At 68.5% G+C, this 18,973-nt stretch carries 18 protein-coding genes; 11 read left to right on the top strand and 7 right to left on the bottom strand.

Features of this window, described 5'->3' with window-relative positions; translation table 11 throughout:
• A partial coding sequence (locus Q1W68_RS12105; RefSeq protein ID WP_300716848.1) for a hypothetical protein occupies positions 1-371 on the top strand: 371 nt, incomplete at its 5' end.
• A 10-nt stretch (positions 372-381) separates the two neighbouring features.
• On the opposite strand, the gene gshA is transcribed toward Q1W68_RS12105, so the two are convergent.
• A complete protein-coding gene (gshA, locus tag Q1W68_RS12100) occupies positions 382-1,941 on the bottom strand; it encodes a glutamate--cysteine ligase (protein WP_300716847.1) in 1,560 nt (519 codons plus the stop codon).
• A 34-nt stretch (positions 1,942-1,975) separates the two neighbouring features.
• Complete coding sequence (locus tag Q1W68_RS12095; protein WP_300716845.1) at positions 1,976-2,977, bottom strand: tRNA-dihydrouridine synthase; 1,002 nt, start codon at positions 2,975-2,977, stop codon at positions 1,976-1,978.
• Between the two features lie 82 nt (positions 2,978-3,059).
• Between Q1W68_RS12095 and Q1W68_RS12090 the strand changes: the two genes are divergently transcribed.
• The 8 genes from Q1W68_RS12090 (at position 3,060) to Q1W68_RS12055 (ending at position 12,609) form a co-directional block, all read left to right on the top strand.
• A complete protein-coding gene (locus tag Q1W68_RS12090; RefSeq protein WP_300655743.1) occupies positions 3,060-3,734 on the top strand; it encodes an RluA family pseudouridine synthase in 675 nt (224 codons plus the stop codon).
• A 7-nt stretch (positions 3,735-3,741) separates the two neighbouring features.
• Positions 3,742-4,515 (top strand): SDR family NAD(P)-dependent oxidoreductase, encoded by a 774-nt coding sequence (locus Q1W68_RS12085; protein ID WP_300655741.1) that lies wholly within the window; start codon positions 3,742-3,744, stop codon positions 4,513-4,515.
• Positions 4,516-4,539: 24 nt separating this feature from the next.
• On the top strand, positions 4,540-5,118 hold the full coding sequence (locus Q1W68_RS12080; protein ID WP_300655739.1) for a histidine phosphatase family protein: 579 nt from the start codon (positions 4,540-4,542) through the stop codon (positions 5,116-5,118).
• A 76-nt stretch (positions 5,119-5,194) separates the two neighbouring features.
• Positions 5,195-6,379, top strand: a complete 1,185-nt coding sequence (gene bktB / locus Q1W68_RS12075) for a beta-ketothiolase BktB (RefSeq protein WP_300716842.1) — start codon at positions 5,195-5,197, stop codon at positions 6,377-6,379.
• Positions 6,380-6,403: 24 nt separating this feature from the next.
• On the top strand, positions 6,404-7,792 hold the full coding sequence (locus tag Q1W68_RS12070; RefSeq protein WP_300658411.1) for an AAA family ATPase: 1,389 nt from the start codon (positions 6,404-6,406) through the stop codon (positions 7,790-7,792).
• A gap of 191 nt (positions 7,793-7,983) precedes the next feature.
• Positions 7,984-9,324 (top strand): VWA domain-containing protein, encoded by a 1,341-nt coding sequence (locus Q1W68_RS12065; RefSeq protein ID WP_300655316.1) that lies wholly within the window; start codon positions 7,984-7,986, stop codon positions 9,322-9,324.
• A gap of 107 nt (positions 9,325-9,431) precedes the next feature.
• Positions 9,432-10,769, top strand: coding sequence for a mechanosensitive ion channel domain-containing protein (locus tag Q1W68_RS12060; protein WP_300655314.1), 1,338 nt, complete (start codon positions 9,432-9,434; stop codon positions 10,767-10,769).
• A 166-nt stretch (positions 10,770-10,935) separates the two neighbouring features.
• On the top strand, positions 10,936-12,609 hold the full coding sequence (locus Q1W68_RS12055; RefSeq protein ID WP_300655311.1) for a mechanosensitive ion channel domain-containing protein: 1,674 nt from the start codon (positions 10,936-10,938) through the stop codon (positions 12,607-12,609).
• On the opposite strand, the gene Q1W68_RS12050 is transcribed toward Q1W68_RS12055, so the two are convergent.
• A complete protein-coding gene (locus Q1W68_RS12050) occupies positions 12,597-13,337 on the bottom strand; it encodes a 2OG-Fe dioxygenase family protein (protein WP_300658413.1) in 741 nt (246 codons plus the stop codon). The genes Q1W68_RS12055 and Q1W68_RS12050 overlap by 13 nt on opposite strands.
• A gap of 147 nt (positions 13,338-13,484) precedes the next feature.
• Here Q1W68_RS12050 and Q1W68_RS12045 point away from each other — a divergent pair, with 147 nt between their 5' ends.
• Positions 13,485-14,285, top strand: a complete 801-nt coding sequence (locus tag Q1W68_RS12045) for a DUF2189 domain-containing protein (protein ID WP_300655307.1) — start codon at positions 13,485-13,487, stop codon at positions 14,283-14,285.
• Between the two features lie 3 nt (positions 14,286-14,288).
• Here Q1W68_RS12045 and Q1W68_RS12040 read toward each other — a convergent pair whose 3' ends face one another.
• The 4 genes from Q1W68_RS12040 to Q1W68_RS12025 all read right to left on the bottom strand — a co-directional run bounded on the left by Q1W68_RS12040 (position 14,289) and on the right by Q1W68_RS12025 (position 17,743).
• Positions 14,289-14,654: a hypothetical protein gene (locus Q1W68_RS12040; RefSeq protein ID WP_300655304.1), complete on the bottom strand. Its 366-nt coding sequence runs from the start codon at positions 14,652-14,654 to the stop codon at positions 14,289-14,291.
• A gap of 104 nt (positions 14,655-14,758) precedes the next feature.
• Positions 14,759-15,757 carry an MDR family oxidoreductase gene (locus Q1W68_RS12035; RefSeq protein ID WP_300655301.1) on the bottom strand — a complete coding sequence of 333 codons (999 nt, stop codon included), beginning with the start codon at positions 15,755-15,757 and terminating at the stop codon, positions 14,759-14,761.
• Between the two features lie 8 nt (positions 15,758-15,765).
• Positions 15,766-16,011: a hypothetical protein gene (locus Q1W68_RS12030; protein WP_300655298.1), complete on the bottom strand. Its 246-nt coding sequence runs from the start codon at positions 16,009-16,011 to the stop codon at positions 15,766-15,768.
• 4 nt (positions 16,012-16,015) lie between these two features.
• A complete protein-coding gene (locus tag Q1W68_RS12025) occupies positions 16,016-17,743 on the bottom strand; it encodes a long-chain fatty acid--CoA ligase (protein WP_300655295.1) in 1,728 nt (575 codons plus the stop codon).
• Between the two features lie 207 nt (positions 17,744-17,950).
• Here Q1W68_RS12025 and Q1W68_RS12020 point away from each other — a divergent pair, with 207 nt between their 5' ends.
• Positions 17,951-18,970, top strand: coding sequence for an amino acid ABC transporter substrate-binding protein (locus Q1W68_RS12020; RefSeq protein ID WP_300655293.1), 1,020 nt, complete (start codon positions 17,951-17,953; stop codon positions 18,968-18,970).
• Positions 18,971-18,973 lie beyond the last annotated feature (3 nt).

Below are 18,973 nucleotides of genomic sequence, written 5' to 3'. Positions count from 1 at the left end.
AGGTCGAGAAGCTCACCGATCTGGGTGGCGGCGTCTACCAGTGGGAGATGGAGAAAGTCGGCACCGCGCAGGTGAACATCCAGACGATCTATGCCAGCAAGTACGTGAGCAAGTACGAGTCGGCAAAGGGTCAAGGGACAGTGAAGTGGACGCCGGTCAAGGGCATCGGCAACGCGCTGGTGGGCGGGAACTGGAAGATCGTGGACAACAAGAAGTCCACCAACGTGACGCTGGCGATTCAGGGCGAGATCGAGGTGCCGCTGCCTGGTTTGATGAAGATGGTGGTGGCGCCGGTGGTCGAAGGCGAATTTGAAAAGCTGGTCGAAAAATACATCGACAACCTGATCAAGCGCTTCGGCGGCGAGGCTTGAACCAAAAGACTCAGGCCGTCACCGCCGCGGTGTGGGCCTGCGGCCGGCCCAAGCGGTTCGGCGAGGTGTATTCCTGGCGGTAGATCTCGAACGGCATGGTGTCGGCCGCCTCGATGGCGCGCTGGTCTTCGATCGATTTGGCCGCCATGGCTTCAAAGCGCGCCTGCTGCTTGGTGCTCCAGTCGAGCGAGAGCAGGTGCTGGTGCGTGACCAGCGACTGTGCGCGTGCAAAACCCACGAACGAATCGGCATGGTGCACGTGCATGGCTTGCAGCACACGGGCCGAGGGCAGCATGTCGGGTGACTGCAGGTGGGCCAGCGCCAGCGCCACGGCGCCGGCGTGCTCGTTGCCGCCGTGCGCGGTGTCCAGCGCCTGGGCAATGGGCCCAAGCTCGGCCATGAGCTCGGCCGCCCATTGCATGAGTGGCACAGGCTGGCCATTGCGCATGAGGTTCAGGCCAGGCTCGCGCCCGCGTGCGGCCGTCAGGTGCTGGTTGTGCGCCAGTTCGCGGATCTCGGTCGGCGTGTCGGGCGGACTGTCGGACAGCATGCAGTGCAACAGGAACACGTCGAGGAAACGCAGCGTGCTGGCACCGATGCCGATGGGCTCAAACGGGTTGAGGTCCATCAGGCGGACTTCGATGTACTCCACGCCGCGTTCGCGCAGTGCGTGCAGCGGCCGCTCGCCGGGGTAGATCACGCGCTTGGGACGGATGGTGCCGTAGAACTCGTTTTCGATCTGCAGCAGCGTGGTGGCGAGCTGGTTGTAGTCGCCCCCCGGGTTGCGGATGCCGAGCGCCTCGTAGGCCGGCCAGGGCCTCGTGAGCGCATCGTGCAGGGAGGCGGCGTAGCCCTCCAGCCCGTTGTAGCTCACGGCCAGCGTGGCCTGGGCCTCGCTCTGGTAGCCCAGGCGCCCCATGCGCAACGAGGTTCCGTGCGGCATGTAGAGCGTGCCGGTGCTGCCCAGCCGTTGCAGCTCGTGTTCGCGGCCTTCGACGAACGATGAACACACGGCCGGCGACGCGCCGAACAGCGTGAGCAGCAAAAAGGCGTGGCGGCGGAAATTGCGGATGGTGGCGAAGTACTCGTCGCTGCTCACACCGGGCAGCGACCAGTTGTAGTGGATGCCCGAAATCGTCTGCATGCGCCGGCCATAGCGGTGGCCCAGGCCCATGCGGTACACGCTCTTGGCTCGGCCGACGTTGGACGAGCCGTAACGTCCCAGCGGGATGGTCTCGTCGGTGGGCAGGCCACACGGCATGCTGGAGGCCCACATCATTTCTTCGCCCACGGCGCGCAGGCTGCGCACGGTGTACTGGTGCACCTCGGTGAGTTCGGCCAGGCACGATTCGACCGATTCGTGCACGCCGGTGATGAGCTCGAGCTGCGACTCGCTGTAGTCGGTGGTGATGTTGGGGTGGGTCAGTGCACTGCCCAGGGCCGCCGGGTGCGGCGTGAGCGCCAGCTTGCCATCGGGCTGGGCGCGCAGGCTCTCTTTTTCAAGGCCGCGGCGCATGCCGCGCAGGCGCTCACCCGAGAGGGCGTCCAGCCGGTGATTCAGAGAGTTCATACGGGGGTCGTGTTGCAGGTCCGGGGGGCGGAAGTTAACACGGCTGCGCCATTTCTGCTGGCAGCGCCTGGATCGGCTCTGTGGTAGGCGTGGCGGGGCTTTGCGCGCGCTGCAGCCAGGCCTCGATGTGCGCGGGTTCGTGCAGCAGGCGCAAGTCGTCGTAGGCCTGCTGGGCCTGGGGATAGCGCTTGCGCAGGTAGTTGAGCCATTGTTTGAGCCGCCCGGCGCGGTGGCGGCGCTCCACGCGCGCGCTCACCTGCTGCCAGAACACCTGCAACAGCGGCGGCAGCTCTTCCCACGCCACGCTGCCCTGCCCCTTGATGGCCAGTGCCAGGCCGGGGTCGGTGACCATGCCGCGCCCGATCATGAGGTGTTCGCAGCCGGTCACTTCGCGGCAACGCTGGGCGTCGGCCACGGTCCAGATCTCGCCATTGGCGATCACGGGCAGCCGAAGGTGCGCCGGCAGCGACTGGCGCACCTCGGCCAGCCGGTCCCAATACGCTGGCGGCCGATAACCGTGGGCCTTGGTGCGGGCGTGGATGACCAGTTCATCGGCCCCGGCTTCGGCGATGGCGTGGGCGCACTCTTCGGCGCGTGTGTCGTCGTTGAAGCCCAGGCGCATCTTGGCCGACACGGGCACCTGGGCCGGCACGGCCCGCCGCACCGCTGCAACGATGCGGCCGACCAGCTCGGGCTCGTCGAGCAGCACGGCGCCTCCGCGGCTCTGGTTCACCGTCTTCGCGGGGCAGCCGAAGTTGAGGTCGATGCCGTGCGGCCCCAGACCGGCCAGGCGTTGGGCGTTTTCAGCGACGCAGGCGGGATCAGATCCGAGCAGTTGGGCTCGCACCGGCACGCCGGCAAGTGTGCGACCACCGTTGAGCAGTTCGGGCACCACGCGCACGAACACGCGTTCGGGCAGGAGCATGTCGGTGACGCGGATGAATTCGCTCACGCAGCGGTCGATGCCACCGGTGCGCGTGAGCACATCGCGCAGGGTGGCGTCGAGCAAACCTTCCATGGGGGCGAGCAACAGCATGGGGGGTATTGTCCTTTGCTTGGACAATGCGGTTCATGGCGTGCATTCTTTCTCCAGCTGGTCCGGTCATCGGCGACCGACCGTGCGTCCGCGAACCCGCGAGGTGGATGTGAGCCATCTCCAAACGGTCCACGAAGACGACCACCTCATCGTCCTCGACAAACCAGCAGGCCTGCTGGCCGTCCCCGGCAAAGGCCCCGACAAACAAGACTGCCTGAGCGCCAGAGCCCAAGCCCGATGGCCCGACGCCCTGGTGGTCCACCGGCTGGACATGGCCACCTCCGGTCTGGTGGTCATGGCCCGTGGCGTGGAAGCACAACGCACGCTCAGCCTCGCATTCGAAGAACGCCGCGTGCACAAACGCTACACCGCCGTGGTGGCGGGTGAACTCGCCAACCCACAACCCGACAATGGCTGGAACACCATCGACCTGCCGCTGCTGGCCGACTGGCCCAACCGGCCGCTGCAGAAGGTGGACCTCGAACACGGGAAACCCAGCACCACCCGCTGGCGCATCGCCACGGGCCACACAGCCCCCGGCACGACCCGCCTCGAACTCGAGCCCGTGACCGGCCGCACCCACCAGCTGCGCGTGCACCTGCAAGCCCTTGGGCACCCCATGGTCGGCGATGCGCTGTACGCTGCGCCCGACTTCGTTGCCCTGACCAGCCGCCTGCTGCTGCACGCCCACGGGCTCGCGCTCCCGCACCCCTTCCATGGCCAGACCCTGGAATTCCACAGCCCCTGCCCTTTCTGACCACACCATGACGCCACAACACCTCACCATCCTCACCGGCGCCTCGCGCGGCATGGGCCTGGCCATGGCCCGCCAGTTGCTCGACCCCACGCGCCACCTGCTGTGCATCTCGCGCCAGCTCAACGACGCCCTGACCGCAGAAGCCAAAGCCCTCGGCGCTCCACTCACCCAGTGGTCGCAGGACCTCGCCGACACCACCGGCGCCGCCCACCGGCTGCAGGCCTTTCTGGAAAGCCAGCCCGCCAGCACGTGGTCCAGCGCCACGCTGATCAACAACGCCGGCGTGATCCCGCGCATCGGCCCGCTGGACCAATGCCCGCCCGACGACCTGGCCAATGCGTTGCGCGTGGGGCTGGAGGCGCCGATGCAACTCACCGCGGCCTTCCTGCGCGCCACCAACGCCTGGGTGGACGCGGGCTGGCGCGGACCGCGCAAGGTGCTCAACATTTCGTCGGGCCTGGGCCGCAGCGCCATGGCCGCGCAAGCGCCCTACTGCGCGGCCAAGGCCGGCATGGACCACTTCACCCGCTGCAGCGCGCTCGACGAAGCCCACCGCGAGCACGGCGCGCGGCTGGTTTCGTTGGCGCCCGGCGTGATCGACACCGACATGCAGGTGCAACTGCGCGCGGGCGACCCGGCGGCCTTTCCCGACCGCAGCCGCTTTGTGGAACTCCAGCGCCAGGGCCAGCTCACATCGCCCACCGAAGCCGCTGCCCGCGTGCTCGCCTTTCTGGCCCGTGTCGATTTCGGCGACCAACCGGTGGCCGATGTGCGCGGCTGAGTCCTTGTTCAACCGGAACAACCCATGAACCGACGCGAATTTGCCCTGTCCACCACCTTGAGCCTGGGTGCCATCGCCCTGCCCACCCGCGCCCAGACCCCGGGCTTCTGGGACCTGCTGCGCGAAGGCGGCTGCGTGGTGCTCATGCGCCATGCACAAACCGAACCGGGTGTGGGCGACCCACCCAACTTCACGCTCGGCCAGTGCAGCACACAGCGCAATCTGAGCGAAGCCGGCCGCCAGCAGGCCCGGCGTGTGGGAGCGGCTTTCACACGCGAGCGTGTCCAGCTCGACCAGGTGCGCTCCAGCGCCTGGTGCCGCTGTGTCGACACCGCCCTGCTCGCCTTTGGCCAGAACACCGTGTGGACGCCGCTCAACTCGTTCTTCGGCAGCAGCGGTGGCCCGGACCAGAGCCAGGACGTGTTGCGCGACGTGCAGGGCTGGAGGGCGCCGCGCAATCTCATGCTGGTGACGCACCAGGTGAACGTGACCGCGCTCACCGGCGAGTACCTGGCGATGGGCGAAATTCTCGTCACCCGCCCCACGCCGGCCGCAGGCGGGGATCCCGGGCGCTTGCGCGTGTTGGCCCGCCAGACCTTCTGACGCCGATACCGGTCACAGTTGTCGGTGGGGCCACGAGGCTACGATAGTGACCCCCCCAACCACGAGGAGACCTCCCATGAGCAGAGAAGTTGTTGTTGTCAGCGCCGTGCGCACCGCCATTGGCACCTTCGGCGGCAGCCTGAAAGACCAGGCCCCCACCGAGCTCGGCGCGCTGGTCGTGCGCGAATCGCTGGCCCGCGCCGGTGTGGACGGCCAGGACGTGGGGCACGTGGTGTTTGGCCACGTGGTCAACACCGAACCCAAGGACATGTACCTCTCGCGCGTGGCCGCCATCAACGGCGGCTGCGCCGAGGGCACGCCCGCGTTCAACGTCAACCGACTCTGCGGTTCGGGCCTGCAGGCCATCGTGTCGGCATCGCAGAGCATCCTGCTGGGCGACACCGACGTGGCCATCGGCGGCGGTGCGGAAAACATGAGCCGCGCACCCTTTGCCAGCCTCAACATGCGTTGGGGTGCCCGCATGGGCGACACCAAGATGGTCGACATGATGGTCGGCGCGCTGCACGACCCCTTCCACACCATCCACATGGGCGTGACGGCCGAGAACATCGCCGCCAAGTGGGGCATCACCCGCGAAGACCAGGACAAGCTGGCCGTGGAAAGCCACAACCGCGCACAGCGCGCCACCGCTGAGGGTCGCTTCAAGGACCAGATCGTGCCGGTGGTGCTCAAGAGCCGAAAAGGCGACGTGTCCTGGGCCACCGACGAGCACTTCCGCGCCGACTGCACGCTGGACGACATGGCCAAGCTCAAGCCGGTGTTCCTGAAGGAAAACGGCACTGTGACCGCCGGCAACGCCTCGGGCCTGAACGACGCCGCAGCCGCCGTGGTGCTGATGGAAGCCGGCGCCGCCAAGGCGCGCGGCGCCAAGCCACTGGCGCGCCTGGTGGCCTACGCCCACGCCGGCGTGGACCCGAAGTACATGGGCATCGGCCCGGTGCCCGCCACCAAGATCGCGCTGAATAAGGCCGGCCTCACCGTGAACGACCTCGACGTGATCGAGGCCAACGAGGCCTTTGCCGCCCAGGCCTGCGCCGTCACGCGCGACCTCGGCCTGGACCCCGCCAAGGTCAACCCCAACGGCTCGGGCATTTCGCTGGGCCACCCCATCGGCGCCACCGGCGCGCTGATCACGGTCAAGGCCATCCACGAGCTGCACCGCGTGCAGGGCCGCTATGCGCTGGTGACGATGTGCATTGGCGGCGGCCAGGGAATTGCAGCGATCTTCGAGCGGATCTGAAGGCCGGGCGGCAGAATGTCTGCCATGCCCGAACACGCCCTCGCTCCACCCCGGCCCTGGGCACCCGCCCTGGCCGAACTCGAACACGGCCTGCTGCAGCGCGACGTGGCCGCCCGTGCGCTGCTGCTGGCCGCGCTGGCCGGTGAACATGTGCTGCTGCTCGGTCCGCCGGGCACCGCCAAGAGCGAACTCGCGCGCCGGCTGCAGCGTCTGCTGCCCGGCGCGCATTACTTCGAGCGCTTGCTCACCCGCTTCACCGTGCCCGAAGAGCTCTTCGGCCCGCTGTCGCTGCGCGCCCTCGAAGACGACCGCTACGAGCGCCTGACCGAGGGCTACTTGCCCAGCGCCGAGGTGGCGTTTCTGGACGAGGTGTTCAAGGCCAACTCGGCCATCCTCAACACCTTGCTGGGCCTGCTGCACGAGCGCCAGTTCGACAACGGCAGCCAGCGCCTGCCGGCGCCGCTCGTGTGCCTGGTGGGCGCCAGCAACGAGCAGCCGCAGGATGAGAGCCTGCTCGCGTTTTACGACCGCTTTCTGCTGCGCGTGCCGGTGCAGCCGGTGGACGACGCCCACTTTGCCGAGCTGCTGCAAATCACCGCTGCCAGCGCCCATGCACCGCCGCAAGACGCGCTGATCGACCACCGCCAGCTGGACGCCCTGCGGGCGCGGGCGACGCACACCGGCGTGGGAGAAGGCGTGCTCGGCCTGCTGCTGCAGGCGCGGCAACACGCCGCGCAGACGGGTCAGGTGGTGTCGGACCGGCGCTGGCGCCAGCTGGTGGACGTGCTCAAGCTGCAGGCCGCCAGCCGCGGCGCCCCGGAGGTTGCAAGCTGGGACCTGTGGTTGCTGCCCTTTGTGCTCGCCGCCGACCCTGCCCACGTGCCGGGATGGGCCGACTTTTTCATGCACCGCGTGGCACAAACCGCTCCGTTGCCGCTGGACGGTCTGGAGCGGGCGGTCACCGCGTTCGAGCAACAGCTCGACATCGAGCGCCGCGCGCCCGCCGATGCACAGGACGACAGCGCCGGCAAGGTGGCCCTGGCCAAGGCGATCGCCGGCCCCACCGCGGGCGAGAGCGAGATGGTGCGCATCACCAGCGAACGTGCCCAGCGGCGTTACAGCCCGGTGCACATCGAGGCGCGCGTGGCACAGACCGATGATTTGCTCGCCCGCCTGGCCACGGTGCACAGCGAACTGCTGACCATGGCCCAGTCCGTGCTGGAGCCCGCGCGGGCGCACGACTGGCTGCCTCCGTCGTGGCTGGCGCAGATCGACTCGGTGCACACGGGACGCTGCACCAGCGTGGCGGCGTTGATCGCGCAGCTGCAGACCACACGCAACGGCTTTGCGGGCCTGCCCGTCGATGAAACCAAGGTGGACCGTCCCGCGCCGGTGACGTGGGAATCCCCGTGAGGGCTTCGACAGGCTCGGCTCGAACGGGTGGGTTGGCCAACCGGGCGCCACCAAACGCCGTTCACCCTGAGCCTGTCGAAGGGCCCGCCAACCCTTCAATTCCTTACCACCACCTCGACACCCTGCCCCGCGAGCTCTGGCGCTGGGCTGTGGTGTGCAGCAGTGGCCGCCCAGCCGCTCGCCTGCCTCACATGGCGCGCTGGATGGAGGCACTCCTGGCGGGCGCCCTGCCCGACACCGCCGAGGATTTCGGCGACGCCGCCGCCACGCAGGCCCTGCGGCCCTTGCTGGTGGAGCTGGAACTGCTCACCCTCACCCAGGGCAGCGCGCCGCTCACGCGCCAGGTGATGCAAAGCCTGCTGTGGCACCTGGACAGCCTGATCGACCGGCCGGCCAACGAGCCACGCGCGCAGGCCATCGCGCGCATGAGGGGTGAATTCCGCGACAGCTGGGACGTGCAGCGCCAGGGCTGGGACGAGGTGCTCTCGCTGCTGCAGTCGCTGGGTGATCTGGCGCACCTGCGCTGGGACGACCTGCAAGGCCACCTGAGCCGGCGCGAGTGGGGCGAGGCCCGGCGCATCGGAGAACTGCTGCAGCGCCTGCCGCAGCTCGCGCGCTTCATCGACGGCGTGGGCCGGCGCGAACAGACGCGGCACCCACCCGCCCTCACCACCCAGCCCCATGTGCGCGATCAGATGCCGGCCGCACGGCACCCCGCCGACGAAGACGAACGCCGACCCGAGCCCACGGCGGTGGACGGCGTGCGCCGATCGCGCACGCTGGCGCGCATGACCGGTGGCGAAAGCCTCAACCTCACCCACCCGGTGCTGCGCCGGTTGTGGCGCGCGCGCTTTGCAGAAGCCCAGCTGCTCACCTACGACGACCGCGCGCGCGAGCAGTCGCAGCGCCCGCTGCCACAGCCCGAACTGCAGGCCCGGAGGCACACCCACACCCCAGCCGGGCGCGGCCCGCTCATCGTGTGCCTGGACACCTCGGGCTCGATGCGCGGCGCGCCGGAGAACGTGGCCAAGGCCTGCGTGCTGCAGGCGCTGCGCAGCGCGCACGCGGGCCGACGCGCCTGCCGCCTGCTGGCCTTTGGCGGGCCCGACGAGCTGCTGGAGCGCGACATGGGGATGGACGCGGAAGGCCTGTCCCACCTGCTCGACCTCATGGGTCAGAGCTTTGACGGCGGCACCGATGTGCAGACGCCGATGGAACGTGCCATCGAGCTGGTGCAGACCACCGAGTGGCATCAGGCCGACCTGTTGATCGTGAGCGACGGCGAGTTCGGGGTGACCCACCGCACGCTGGCGCTGCTGCGCGATGCCAAAGAAAGGCTGGCGCTGCGCGTGCACGGCATCCTGATCGGCGACCGCGAAACCGTGGGTCTGGTGGAGGTGTGCGACCAGCTGCACTGGGTGCGCGAATGGCGCCGCTACGGCAGCGGTGCCACGGTAGTGGGCGACGACTTTTCGCCGGTGCACAGCCGCAGCCTCACGGCGATGTATTTCCCGAACGCGATCCGCCGCTGACGTCCTGTTGAGCACGGGCGCGTGTCCATCGCCTGCGGCCCGCACCGGATGGCGCGGCGCGTTGGCGGGTGCGAACCTTGCAGGCACCGTCCTGACGAGGTGTTCTCTTGTGCTGCCTCCTCAACTTCTCTTTCTGGCCGGCCCTGTGCCGGGCGGTGCTGACGACCGCCCTGCTGGCCGGTGGCATCGCGTTCGCCCAACCGCTGGACGTGTTCACGCCGCGCCCCCACGGCGCGCAACACCACGCCCGCCCGCCCAATGCGCTGTACGTGCACAACCGGCACATCGTCAGCTTTCGCGCCACGCTGCTCGGCGACGCGCCCGGCGACCGGGTGGCGCTGGCCCACGCCGCATTGACCGCAGCCCTGCAAGGCGCTGAACCGCCCACAGTGACGCACAGCGCCACGCCGGACTCGGTGCGGTTTGAGTTGAACGGCCGCACGGTGTTTTTTCTGGTGGCGGAAGACGCGGGAACCGCACGGCCCGAGTCCGCGCTGCGACTGGCCACGCAAGAGGTGCAGCAGCGGCTGGAGAAGGCGGTGATCGAAGCGCGCGAGTTGCGCGATCGCCAGCGCATCGCTGTCGATGTGCTGCTCTGCCTTGCTGCCAGTCTGTTGGCCAGTGGGCTCGTGAGCGCCACCCTGACGATCCGCGTTCGGGTGGCCCGCTGGCTTCACGCGGCGTTGCACCGGCCCGTTGCGGCCAGCACCACCGCACGCGTGTTGGCCGCCTTTTCCGAACACGCCCACGTGGCCTGCCGGCTGGTCACCAACGCCGTTGCCCTGGTCATCGTGCTGCTGATCGTGGACACCTGGGCCAGCTTCGTGCTGCTGCAATTTGCCTGGACGCGGCCCTGGGGCGAGCTGTCCTCCACCTGGATGCTGCAGGTGCTGCATCACTTCGCCACGGCCACCGCCGCCGCGGTGCCGGGCCTGGTGGTGGCCGGACTCATCGTGGTGATCGCACGCATGTTCTCCAAGGCCAACGCTGCCTTCATGCACCGGGTGCAAAGCGGTGACAGGCGGCTGTCCTGGCTGGACGCCCACACGGCGCTGGCCACGCGCCGCGTGGGCGACGCCGTGCTCTGGATCTTCGCCCTGGCCATGGCTTACCCCTATCTGCCGGGTGCGGAAACCGAGGCCTTCAAGGCGCTCTCGGTCATGACCGGACTGATGCTCTCGCTGGGCGCCTCCAGCGCCGTGGGACAGGCGCTGGCGGGTCTGAGCCTGATGTATTCCCGCACGCTGCGCGTGGGTCAACACGTGAAGATCGGCGACACCGAAGGCACGGTGGTGGCCATGGGCATGTTCACCACACGCCTGCGCACGCCCGCCGGCGACGACCTGTGCCTGCCCAACAAGCTGATTTTCGGGCTGCCGATCCGGCACCTGCCGCCCGGGGCGAACGAAGGCCGCAGCGAACCGTCCGGCAAGGTCGTGCATTGAACCCGTGCACCGGCGCTTCTCCCGGGGTGGCCCGGCCGCAACGGCCAGGGCAACCGACGCGGGTTCAACTCGACGGCATGGGCCGGATGTGGAAAGCTCACGGGCATCGTCCTGACCTCGGGGGATCCACTTGCCCAACCCACCACGTGCTGCCCGATGCGCTGTCTTGTGCCAGTTCCTGCTGCTCCTGTGGGTGGCCCTGTGGCCTCACTGGCTGGGCGCCCAGTCCCTGGACCTCCCGGCGCCCGCCAGCCGGCCGGGCGCCACCGCCGACAGCGCAGCGGCTCCCGACACCCTGTACCTGCACAACCGGCGCATCGCCACGTTCCGGACCACCATGCTGAACGACACGCCGGTCGAGCGCGTGCGCCTGGCCGAGGCAGCGCTGGCCACGGCCTTGACAGCCCCGGGGCCGCGGTCGGTGAGCCAGACGAGCACAGGCGACTCGGTGCGCTTCGAGATCGACGGCCGCACGGTGTTTTTCCTCACGGCCGGTGATTCGGACGCACCGCGGCCTGACGCCGCGCTGGAGGCGCAGGCGCGCGACGTGCTGCTGCGGTTGGAGACCGCGGTGGCGGAAGCGGGCGAAGTGCGCGATCCACGCCGGATCGCGCTGGGTCTGGCGCTGTCGCTCGTGGCCACGCTGGCGGCCTGGTTGCTGGTGCGCGGCACCTTCCGGCTGCGACGTCGGCTGGCCATGCGGGTCCGCGACGCCCTGCTGACGCCCGCCGCCCCGGGCACCCCGGCCGCCCTGGTCTCCACCTACGCCGAACACGCACGCGTGGCCTCCCGGCTGCTGATGGGCGCCGTGGCCTGGACGCTGGTGGTGCTGATCGTCGACGCATGGGTCACCTTCGTGCTGCACCAGTTCGCCTGGACACGGCCCTGGGGCGAACGCTCGACCGCGTGGCTGCTGGAATTGTTGCGCCAGTTCGCCGGGGCCATCGCCTCCGCGGTGCCCGGCCTGGTGGTGGCGGCCCTGATTTTTGTGATCGCGCGCATGGTGACGCAGGCCAACGCGGCCTTCCTGCGCCGGGTGGAAAGCGGCGACATCGCGCTGGCCTGGATCGACCGGGACACCGCCTCCCCCACGCGGCGTTTGAGCAACTTCGTGATCTGGTTGTTTGCGCTGGCGATGGCCTACCCCTATCTGCCGGGCGCCAACACCGAAGCCTTCAAGGCCCTGTCGGTGATGGCCGGCCTGATGTTGTCCCTGGGCGCTTCCAGCGTGGTGGGGCAGGCGCTGTCGGGTCTGAGCCTCATGTATTCACGTTCGCTGCGCGTCGGTGAGTACGTGAAGATCGGCGACACCGAGGGCACGGTGACCAGCCTGGGGATGTTCACCACCAAGGTGCACACCGGCCTGGGCGAAGAGGTGAGCCTGCCCAACAGCGTGATCTTCAGCCAGCCGATCCGCAACTTCTCGCGCCTGGTGGAAGACGGGCAGTTCATGCTGCAGACGGGTGTGACCATCGGCTACAGCACGCCCTGGCGGCAGGTGCATGCCATGCTGCTGGAGGCCGCCGGGCGCACACCCGGCGTGGCCGCGGAGCCCAGACCGTACGTGGTGCAGACGGCCCTGTCGGACTTTTACGTGGAGTACCGGTTGTGCGCGCAAAGCAACAAGAACGCGCCTCGTCGTCGCGCCGAAGCGCTCCACCAGCTGCACGCCAACATCCTGGACGTCTTCAACGAAAACGGCGTGCAGATCATGTCGCCGCACTACCGGTCCGACCCGCCCGAGCCGCAGGTGGTGCCGCAGGGCCCTTGGACCTCCCCGTCGCCAGGTGAACCGCTGTCACCGGCGGGCGCCGCCACGGCGCCGGCTCAGTCGCCCTGAAAACCCCCGGCGCGGCAGGTCACCACCAGGGTGTCGCGCCAGCCCAGGGCATCGCCCTCCAGCGGCTGGATCGGCGTGCTTTCGTGGATCACGCGCGCGTCGTCCAGCAACAGCAGCGACCAAGGCTCGCGCAGCGTGAAGCGCTGGCCTCCCGGGCCGTTGGCTTCGAACACGCGGCTCTCGCCGCCCTTGATGCCGTGACGCGCCACCATGAACACCGCCACCAGGTCCACACCGTCGCGGTGCGCACCCTCGGGTGTGGGCCGTCCGATGCCGTCGGTGGTGTCGATGCGAAACGGGTGGGCTTCCACAAACCACGGCTGTGGGCCGCGCAGGGCGCTGGCCGCTTCGCCCAGGCGCGTGAGCAAGCGACCCCACGCCGGCTGGGCCACCACCGCCGGCTCCATGGGCTCGAACCAGCGCTGCATGCCACCGTGCAGGGCGTTGTATTCCAGCGGCTGCCAGTGCGCACGGTGGGGTGACTGCTGCACCTGCTCACCATGGACCACGAAGCAGCTGTGGCGCCGGCTGCGGTAGCGCCCACCGTCCTTCAGGTAGGCGTCGGCCGGCAGGTGGTCCCAGCCCGCGTGCAGGGCCTGCAGTTCGGCCACGCTGGCGGGCAGCCACTGCGCCACGCTGGCGGCACTGAGCAGCGCGAAGCCCGTGGTCTTGAGAGAAGCGTCAAGCTCGTGGAGGGGAACGTAGGGAGGCTGGAATTCGCTGGTCATGGAGCCGCAGTTTACTGGGGGCATGCGGCCGATCCGACGCCCCATGAGCCCATTTCATGCGCTGGATCAAGGCGCCTGGGTCCAGCGGCGTGCAAGCTGCGCAAAGGCTGGGTTGGTGGTTCAATCCATGGCCGACGAGGAACACCCATGGCCGAACCCACGCCCGCCAACAACAGAACGACCGAGCCACCACGTCCGCCGTCGGTGTTCGACCTGCGCATCACCGACCTGCGCGCGGGCGATCCCCTGCGCTGGTTGCGGCTGGGCTGGGCCGACTTCGCGCGCTGCCCGCGCATCGGGCTCTTTTACGGCCTGTGCTTTTTTCTCATGGGCCACGCCTTGCTGGCGGTGTTTCGCGCCGCGCCGGCCTATGTGCTGGCGCTGAGCGCGGGCTTTCTGCTGATGGGGCCGTTCCTCTGCCTGGGCCTGTACGACGCCAGCCGCGCCCTGCAGGCCGGTCAGCGGCCGTCGCTGCGCGCCTCATTGCTGGCCTGGCGGCCCACGCAGGGCACCATAGCCATTTTTGCAGGGGTGTTGCTGATCCTGGAGATGCTCTGGGGACGGGCCTCGCTGGTGGTGTTTGCCGTGACGTTCAACACCATGCCCTCCACCACCAACCTGGTGGCGCAGCTGCTCAACCCCGACAACCTGACGTTCCTGATCACCTACGCGGTGGTCGGTGGCGTGTTCGCCGGCCTGATCTTCGTCACGAGCGTGATCTCCATTCCCATGATCCTGGACCGGCGGGTCGACGCCATTTCCGCCGGCCTCACCAGCATCCGCGCCTGCCTGCAGAACCCCGCCGTGATGCTGTGGTGGGGCGCGCTCATCACGCTGCTGGTGGGCCTGGCCATGCTGCCCCTGTTCCTGGGCTTGCTGGTGGTGGGGCCGGTGCTGGGCCACGCCACCTGGCACGCCTACCGGGACACGGTGAGCGGGCCGCTCTGAGCGTCAGCGGCCGGGCGGTGTGTCACCGCGCTGGCTGCCGCCGCGCCGTCCGGGACGCTTGCCCAACAGCGCGGGCTCGATGCTGTCTTCAAACAGGGGCCACAAAGCCTGAACGCTCTCCAGCGCCGCCTCTTCGCCCACGCTGCGGCATAGCCGCTGGTGCAGCTCGACCCGCAGGAACCACAAGCTTTTCGGGTCCACCGCCACCAGCAGGCGGTGGCGCAGCCGTTCGTCTTCCCACCCCGCGTCCTTGGGCATGAGCTCGATCATGGCGCGGCGGATGCGCGCGAGGGCGGCCGGGTCGTGGCGCACCGGCTCGCTCATGAGCCGCTGCGTGACCGTGTCCAGGATGGTGGAAAAGATGCGCATGGGGTGGTTACTTGTGATGTGAACGATTGACCAACACAACGCCGTCCAGCGATGTGTATTCCCGCGCAACCGCCCCGATTTGTAACACGGGGTGAGCGTGCGCGTCAGCGGTTGACGTTGACCACCAGCCGCCCGCGCACCCGCCCGGCCAGAATGTCGCTGCCAGCGCCGATGGCTTCGCCCAAGCCGATCTCGGTGGTGATGGCGGCCAGTTGCTCGCGGTGAAGGGTTTTGGCCAGCGCGTCCCAGGCGGCCACGCGCCGGGCCATCGGCGCCATCACGCTGTCGATGCCGTACAGCGTGACACCGCGCAGGATGAAAGGCGCCACGCTGGCCGGCAGGTCCATGCCCTGCGCCAGGCCACAGGCCGCCACGGCGCCGCCGTAACGCGTGCTGGCACAGGCGTTGGCCAGTGTGTGGCTGCCCACCGAGTCCACCACGCCGATCCAGCGCTCCTTTTGCAACGGCTTGCCCGGAGCGCCCAGTTCGCTGCGGTCGATCACGGCAGACGCGCCGAGTGACTTCAGGAAATCCGCCTCCTGCGGGCGCCCGGTGGACGCCACCACGGTGTGGCCCAGGCCCGCCAGCAGCGAAATCGCCACGCTGCCCACGCCACCATTCGCCCCGGTCACCAGCACCTCGCCGCTGCCCGGTGCCACGCCCGCGTCCGCCCAGTGCCGTTGCAGCGCCATCACGCACAGCATGGCGGTGTAGCCCGCGGTGCCCACCGCCATCGCATCGCGTTCGCTCAGGGTGTCGGGCAGGGCCACCAGCCAGTCGCCCTTGACACGTGCCATCTGCGCCAGACCGCCCCAGTGGTTCTCGCCCACGCCAAAACCATTGAGCAAGACCCGGTCGCCTGCTTTCCATCTGGGGTGGTCGCTCTGCGTGACCGAGCCCGCGAAGTCGATGCCGGGCACCATGGGAAAGCTGCGCACCACCGGCGACTGGCCGGTGATGGCCAGACCGTCCTTGTAGTTGACGGTGGAGTAGTCCACGCGCACCGTCACGTCGCCGCTGGCGGGCAGTTGCGCCTCGTCCAGCTCGGTGAGGTCGCAGCGGTAACCCGACTCGGGTTTGGTGATGACGAGTGCCTTGAACATGGGATTTCCTATGGAGGGGGGTCGGAGGGACGGTTCGGATCGGTTTCGCGCCACAGGCGCACGGTGAGCCACCAGCCGATGAGCGAATTGGTGAGCGCAAACACGCTCACCACCAGGCGGATGCCCATGGGCGGATCGTTCAACTGCAAGAAACCGACCATGAAGCTCGAGAGCGCGTTGAAACCGAGCACGAGCCAGAACAGGCTGCGGCGCGGTTGCCAGAGACGGTGAAAGATGTGGGCAATGGAAGGCATCGCGTCATTGTGCAGGCGCGGTCTTGCTGGCCTCTTGCTCCTGCAGCAGGCGCCACATCACCTTGCCGCTGCCGCTTTTGGGCAGGGCCGGGACGAACTCCACCGTGCGCGGGCACTTGTAGACCGCCATGTGCTCCCGGCACCAGTCCAGGATGTCTTGCTCGCTGGTGGTGGCGCGGTGCGATTCGCGCAGCACCACCACGGCCTTCACGCTCTCGCCACGGTAGGTGTCGGTGGTGGCGATCACGCAGGCCTCGGCGATGGCCGGGTGCTTGAACATCAACACCTCCACCTCGGCCGGCCAGACCTTGAAGCCGCTGGCGTTGATCATGCGTTTGAGCCGGTCGGTGATGAAGAAGTAGCCATCCTCGTCGATGCGGCCGAGATCGCCCGAGCGGAAAAAACGCTTGCCCTCCACGGTGATGAAGGCGGCTTCGGTGGCCTCGGGGCGCTTCCAGTAACCGTCGAACACCTCGGGACCGTGAATGATGATTTCACCGGCCTCGCCCTGCGGCATGGCTTCGAGTGTGATCGGGTCCACCACCCGCGCCTCGGTGCTCAGGAAAGGAATGCCCAGGCACTGCTGCTTGGGATGGTCGGGCGGGTTGTTGTGTGAGGGCGCGGCGGTCTCGGTCAGGCCATAGCCTTCGGAGTAACGCAGACCGTACTGGTCGAGCAGGCGCTGCGCCACCGCCTGCGGCATGGCCGCGCCACCGCCGCCGACCAGCACCAGGCTGGACAGGTCGTACTGGTCGAAGCGGGGGCTGGCCAGCAGGTCGATGACCATGGTGGGGATGTTGGTCCAGTGCGTCACGCGCCAGCGCGAGATGAGTTGCCCGGCGAGGTCGCGGTCCCAGCGCGGCATGACCACCAGGGTCGCGCCGTTGTACACACCGGCGTGCATGCCCGCCACCATGCCGGTGATGTGGAACATGGGCACCACCAGCAGGCCCACGTTCTCCGAGGTGCTGTTGGTCCACAGACCCACGCCCACCGCGTTGTGCATGAGGGTGCGGTGCGGGTGCATGCAGCCTTTGGGCAGGCCGGTGGTGCCGCTGGTGTAGGGCAGCACGGCGAGGTCGTCGGGGCCTCGGTTGTGCGCGGGCGCGGTGCCGCTGCAGGCCAGCGCGTCGGCCCAGTCGCTCACCGTGCCGCCGGGCAGCTCGGGCAAGGCGTGGTTCGTGTGCAACCAGTCGCTCCAGGCCGGCGGGACCTCGGCGGCGGGACCGTAAGCGTCGCTGTAGTGCGAGACCACCACGTGTCGCAACCGTTCGGACTGGGGCACCGCAGCGTTGGCCTTGAGCAGTTCACCGGCCAGATCGGCGGCGCTGATGGCCACGCGCGCATCGGGATCGGTGATGTAGTGCTGCAGCTCGTCGCTGCGGTTCATCGGGTTGACCGGCACCACCACCGCGTTGGCCCGCAGGATCGCAAAATGCGCCACCACCCACTGCGGGCAGTTCTGCATCAGCAGGATCACGCGGTCGCCGTCCTGCACGCCCTGCCCGCGCAGGTGCGCCGCCAACCGCTCGGCCTGGGCAAACAGTTCGCGGTAGGTGAGCACCTGGTCGAAGAACACCAGCGCGGGCTTGTCCGGGTAACGCAGCGCACTGACCGCCAGGTTGTGCCACAGCGAGGTGGCCGGCGGATCGATCCGGTGCGGCAGGCGCGTGGGCCAGAAGCGGTGGTGCGGCGCGGACGACCCGGTCGCCTGCGTGGTGCTGTTGCTCATGCGCTGTCTCCGTTGTTCTGTCTTCTGGCCGAAGGATACGGCTCACCCGCCGAGATGAAAACACGGCTTGTCGCGGGAGAGACCTCCACGCCACCGCGCAGTTGCACAAAAGCCATGTGTGATTTGCGTGGCTTTCGCGCGCAAACCCCGATCCGGGGTTAAAAAAGGACATCCCGCATTCCTTTCAACTCCAAGGAGAAAGAACCCATGACGAAAACAAGCTTGACACTGGCGGTCCTGGGGCTGGCGGCTGCGGCCAGCCTGCCCGCTCACGCAGGCAAGGACCTGGACGCGATCAAGAAGCGCGGGGAGCTGGTCTGTGGCGTCGGCACCGGCCTGGCCGGGTTTTCCGCCGCCGACAGCCAGGGCAAATGGAGCGGCATCGACGTGGACGTGTGCCGCTCGGTCGCCGCCGCGGTGCTCAACGACCCCAACAAGGTGCGCTATGTGCCGCTGAACGCCGCACAGCGCTTCACCGCCCTGCAATCGGGCGAGGTGGACCTGCTGCCGCGCAACACCACCTGGACGCTCACGCGCGACGCATCGCTGGGCCTGCATTTCACGGGCGTCAACTTCTACGACGGGCAGGGGTTCATGGTGCCCAAGGCCTTGAAGGTCAAGAGCGCGAAAGAGCTCAAGGGCGCCACCGTGTGTGTGCAGGCCGGCACCACCACCGAACTCAACCTGAGCGACTACTCCCGCGCCAACAACCTCAACCTGCGCCCCATCGTGTTCGCCGAGCTGGCCGCCACCAACGCGGCCTACTTCGCCGGGCGCTGCCAGGCTTACACCACCGACGCCTCGGGCCTGGCCTCGATCCGGTCCAAGGAAGCCGCCAAACCCGCCGATCACATGATCCTGCCCGAGCTGATCTCCAAGGAACCGCTCGGCCCGGCCGTGCGCCGTGGCGACGACGACTTCTTCGCCATCGTGAAATGGGTGGGCCATGCCCTGCTCGAAGCCGAAGAGCTGGGCATCACCGCCGCGAACGTGGACACCATGAAACGCGACAGCAAGAACCCCAATGTGTTGCGCCTGCTGGGCGGTGGCACCGAAGACACGGGCAAGCTGCTGGGCCTGGACAAGGACTGGGCGGTCCGTGCCATCAAGGCCGTGGGCAACTACGGCGAATCCTACGAACGCAACATCACCCCGATCGGTCTGCCGCGCGGCGTGAACGCGCTGTGGAACAAGGGCGGCCTGATGTACCCGATGCCGGTTCGCTGAACG

This window comes from Hydrogenophaga sp. (assembly GCF_030158645.1).
In the GTDB taxonomy this organism is placed as follows: domain Bacteria; phylum Pseudomonadota; class Gammaproteobacteria; order Burkholderiales; family Burkholderiaceae_C; genus Hydrogenophaga.
The sequence above is the reverse complement of the archived record's forward strand: the minus strand, read 5'-3'. Positions and strand labels throughout refer to the sequence as shown.

Excerpts from the sequence above, each read along its gene's own strand:
- gshA (WP_300716847.1), bottom strand. The coding sequence starts at position 1,941 with ATGAACTCTCTGAATCACCGGCTGGACGCCCTCTCGGGTGAGCGCCTG.
- Q1W68_RS12080 (WP_300655739.1), top strand. The coding sequence starts at position 4,540 with ATGAACCGACGCGAATTTGCCCTGTCCACCACCTTGAGCCTGGGTGCC.
- Q1W68_RS12065 (WP_300655316.1), top strand. The coding sequence starts at position 7,984 with ATGGCGCGCTGGATGGAGGCACTCCTGGCGGGCGCCCTGCCCGACACC.
- Q1W68_RS12035 (WP_300655301.1), bottom strand. The coding sequence starts at position 15,757 with ATGTTCAAGGCACTCGTCATCACCAAACCCGAGTCGGGTTACCGCTGC.
- Q1W68_RS12095 (WP_300716845.1), bottom strand. The coding sequence starts at position 2,977 with ATGCTGTTGCTCGCCCCCATGGAAGGTTTGCTCGACGCCACCCTGCGC.
- Q1W68_RS12070 (WP_300658411.1), top strand. The coding sequence starts at position 6,404 with ATGCCCGAACACGCCCTCGCTCCACCCCGGCCCTGGGCACCCGCCCTG.
- Q1W68_RS12030 (WP_300655298.1), bottom strand. The coding sequence starts at position 16,011 with ATGCCTTCCATTGCCCACATCTTTCACCGTCTCTGGCAACCGCGCCGC.
- Q1W68_RS12045 (WP_300655307.1), top strand. The coding sequence starts at position 13,485 with ATGGCCGAACCCACGCCCGCCAACAACAGAACGACCGAGCCACCACGT.
- bktB (WP_300716842.1), top strand. The coding sequence starts at position 5,195 with ATGAGCAGAGAAGTTGTTGTTGTCAGCGCCGTGCGCACCGCCATTGGC.
- Q1W68_RS12020 (WP_300655293.1), top strand. The coding sequence starts at position 17,951 with ATGACGAAAACAAGCTTGACACTGGCGGTCCTGGGGCTGGCGGCTGCG.
- Q1W68_RS12040 (WP_300655304.1), bottom strand. The coding sequence starts at position 14,654 with ATGCGCATCTTTTCCACCATCCTGGACACGGTCACGCAGCGGCTCATG.
- Q1W68_RS12050 (WP_300658413.1), bottom strand. The coding sequence starts at position 13,337 with ATGACCAGCGAATTCCAGCCTCCCTACGTTCCCCTCCACGAGCTTGAC.
- Q1W68_RS12085 (WP_300655741.1), top strand. The coding sequence starts at position 3,742 with ATGACGCCACAACACCTCACCATCCTCACCGGCGCCTCGCGCGGCATG.
- Q1W68_RS12025 (WP_300655295.1), bottom strand. The coding sequence starts at position 17,743 with ATGAGCAACAGCACCACGCAGGCGACCGGGTCGTCCGCGCCGCACCAC.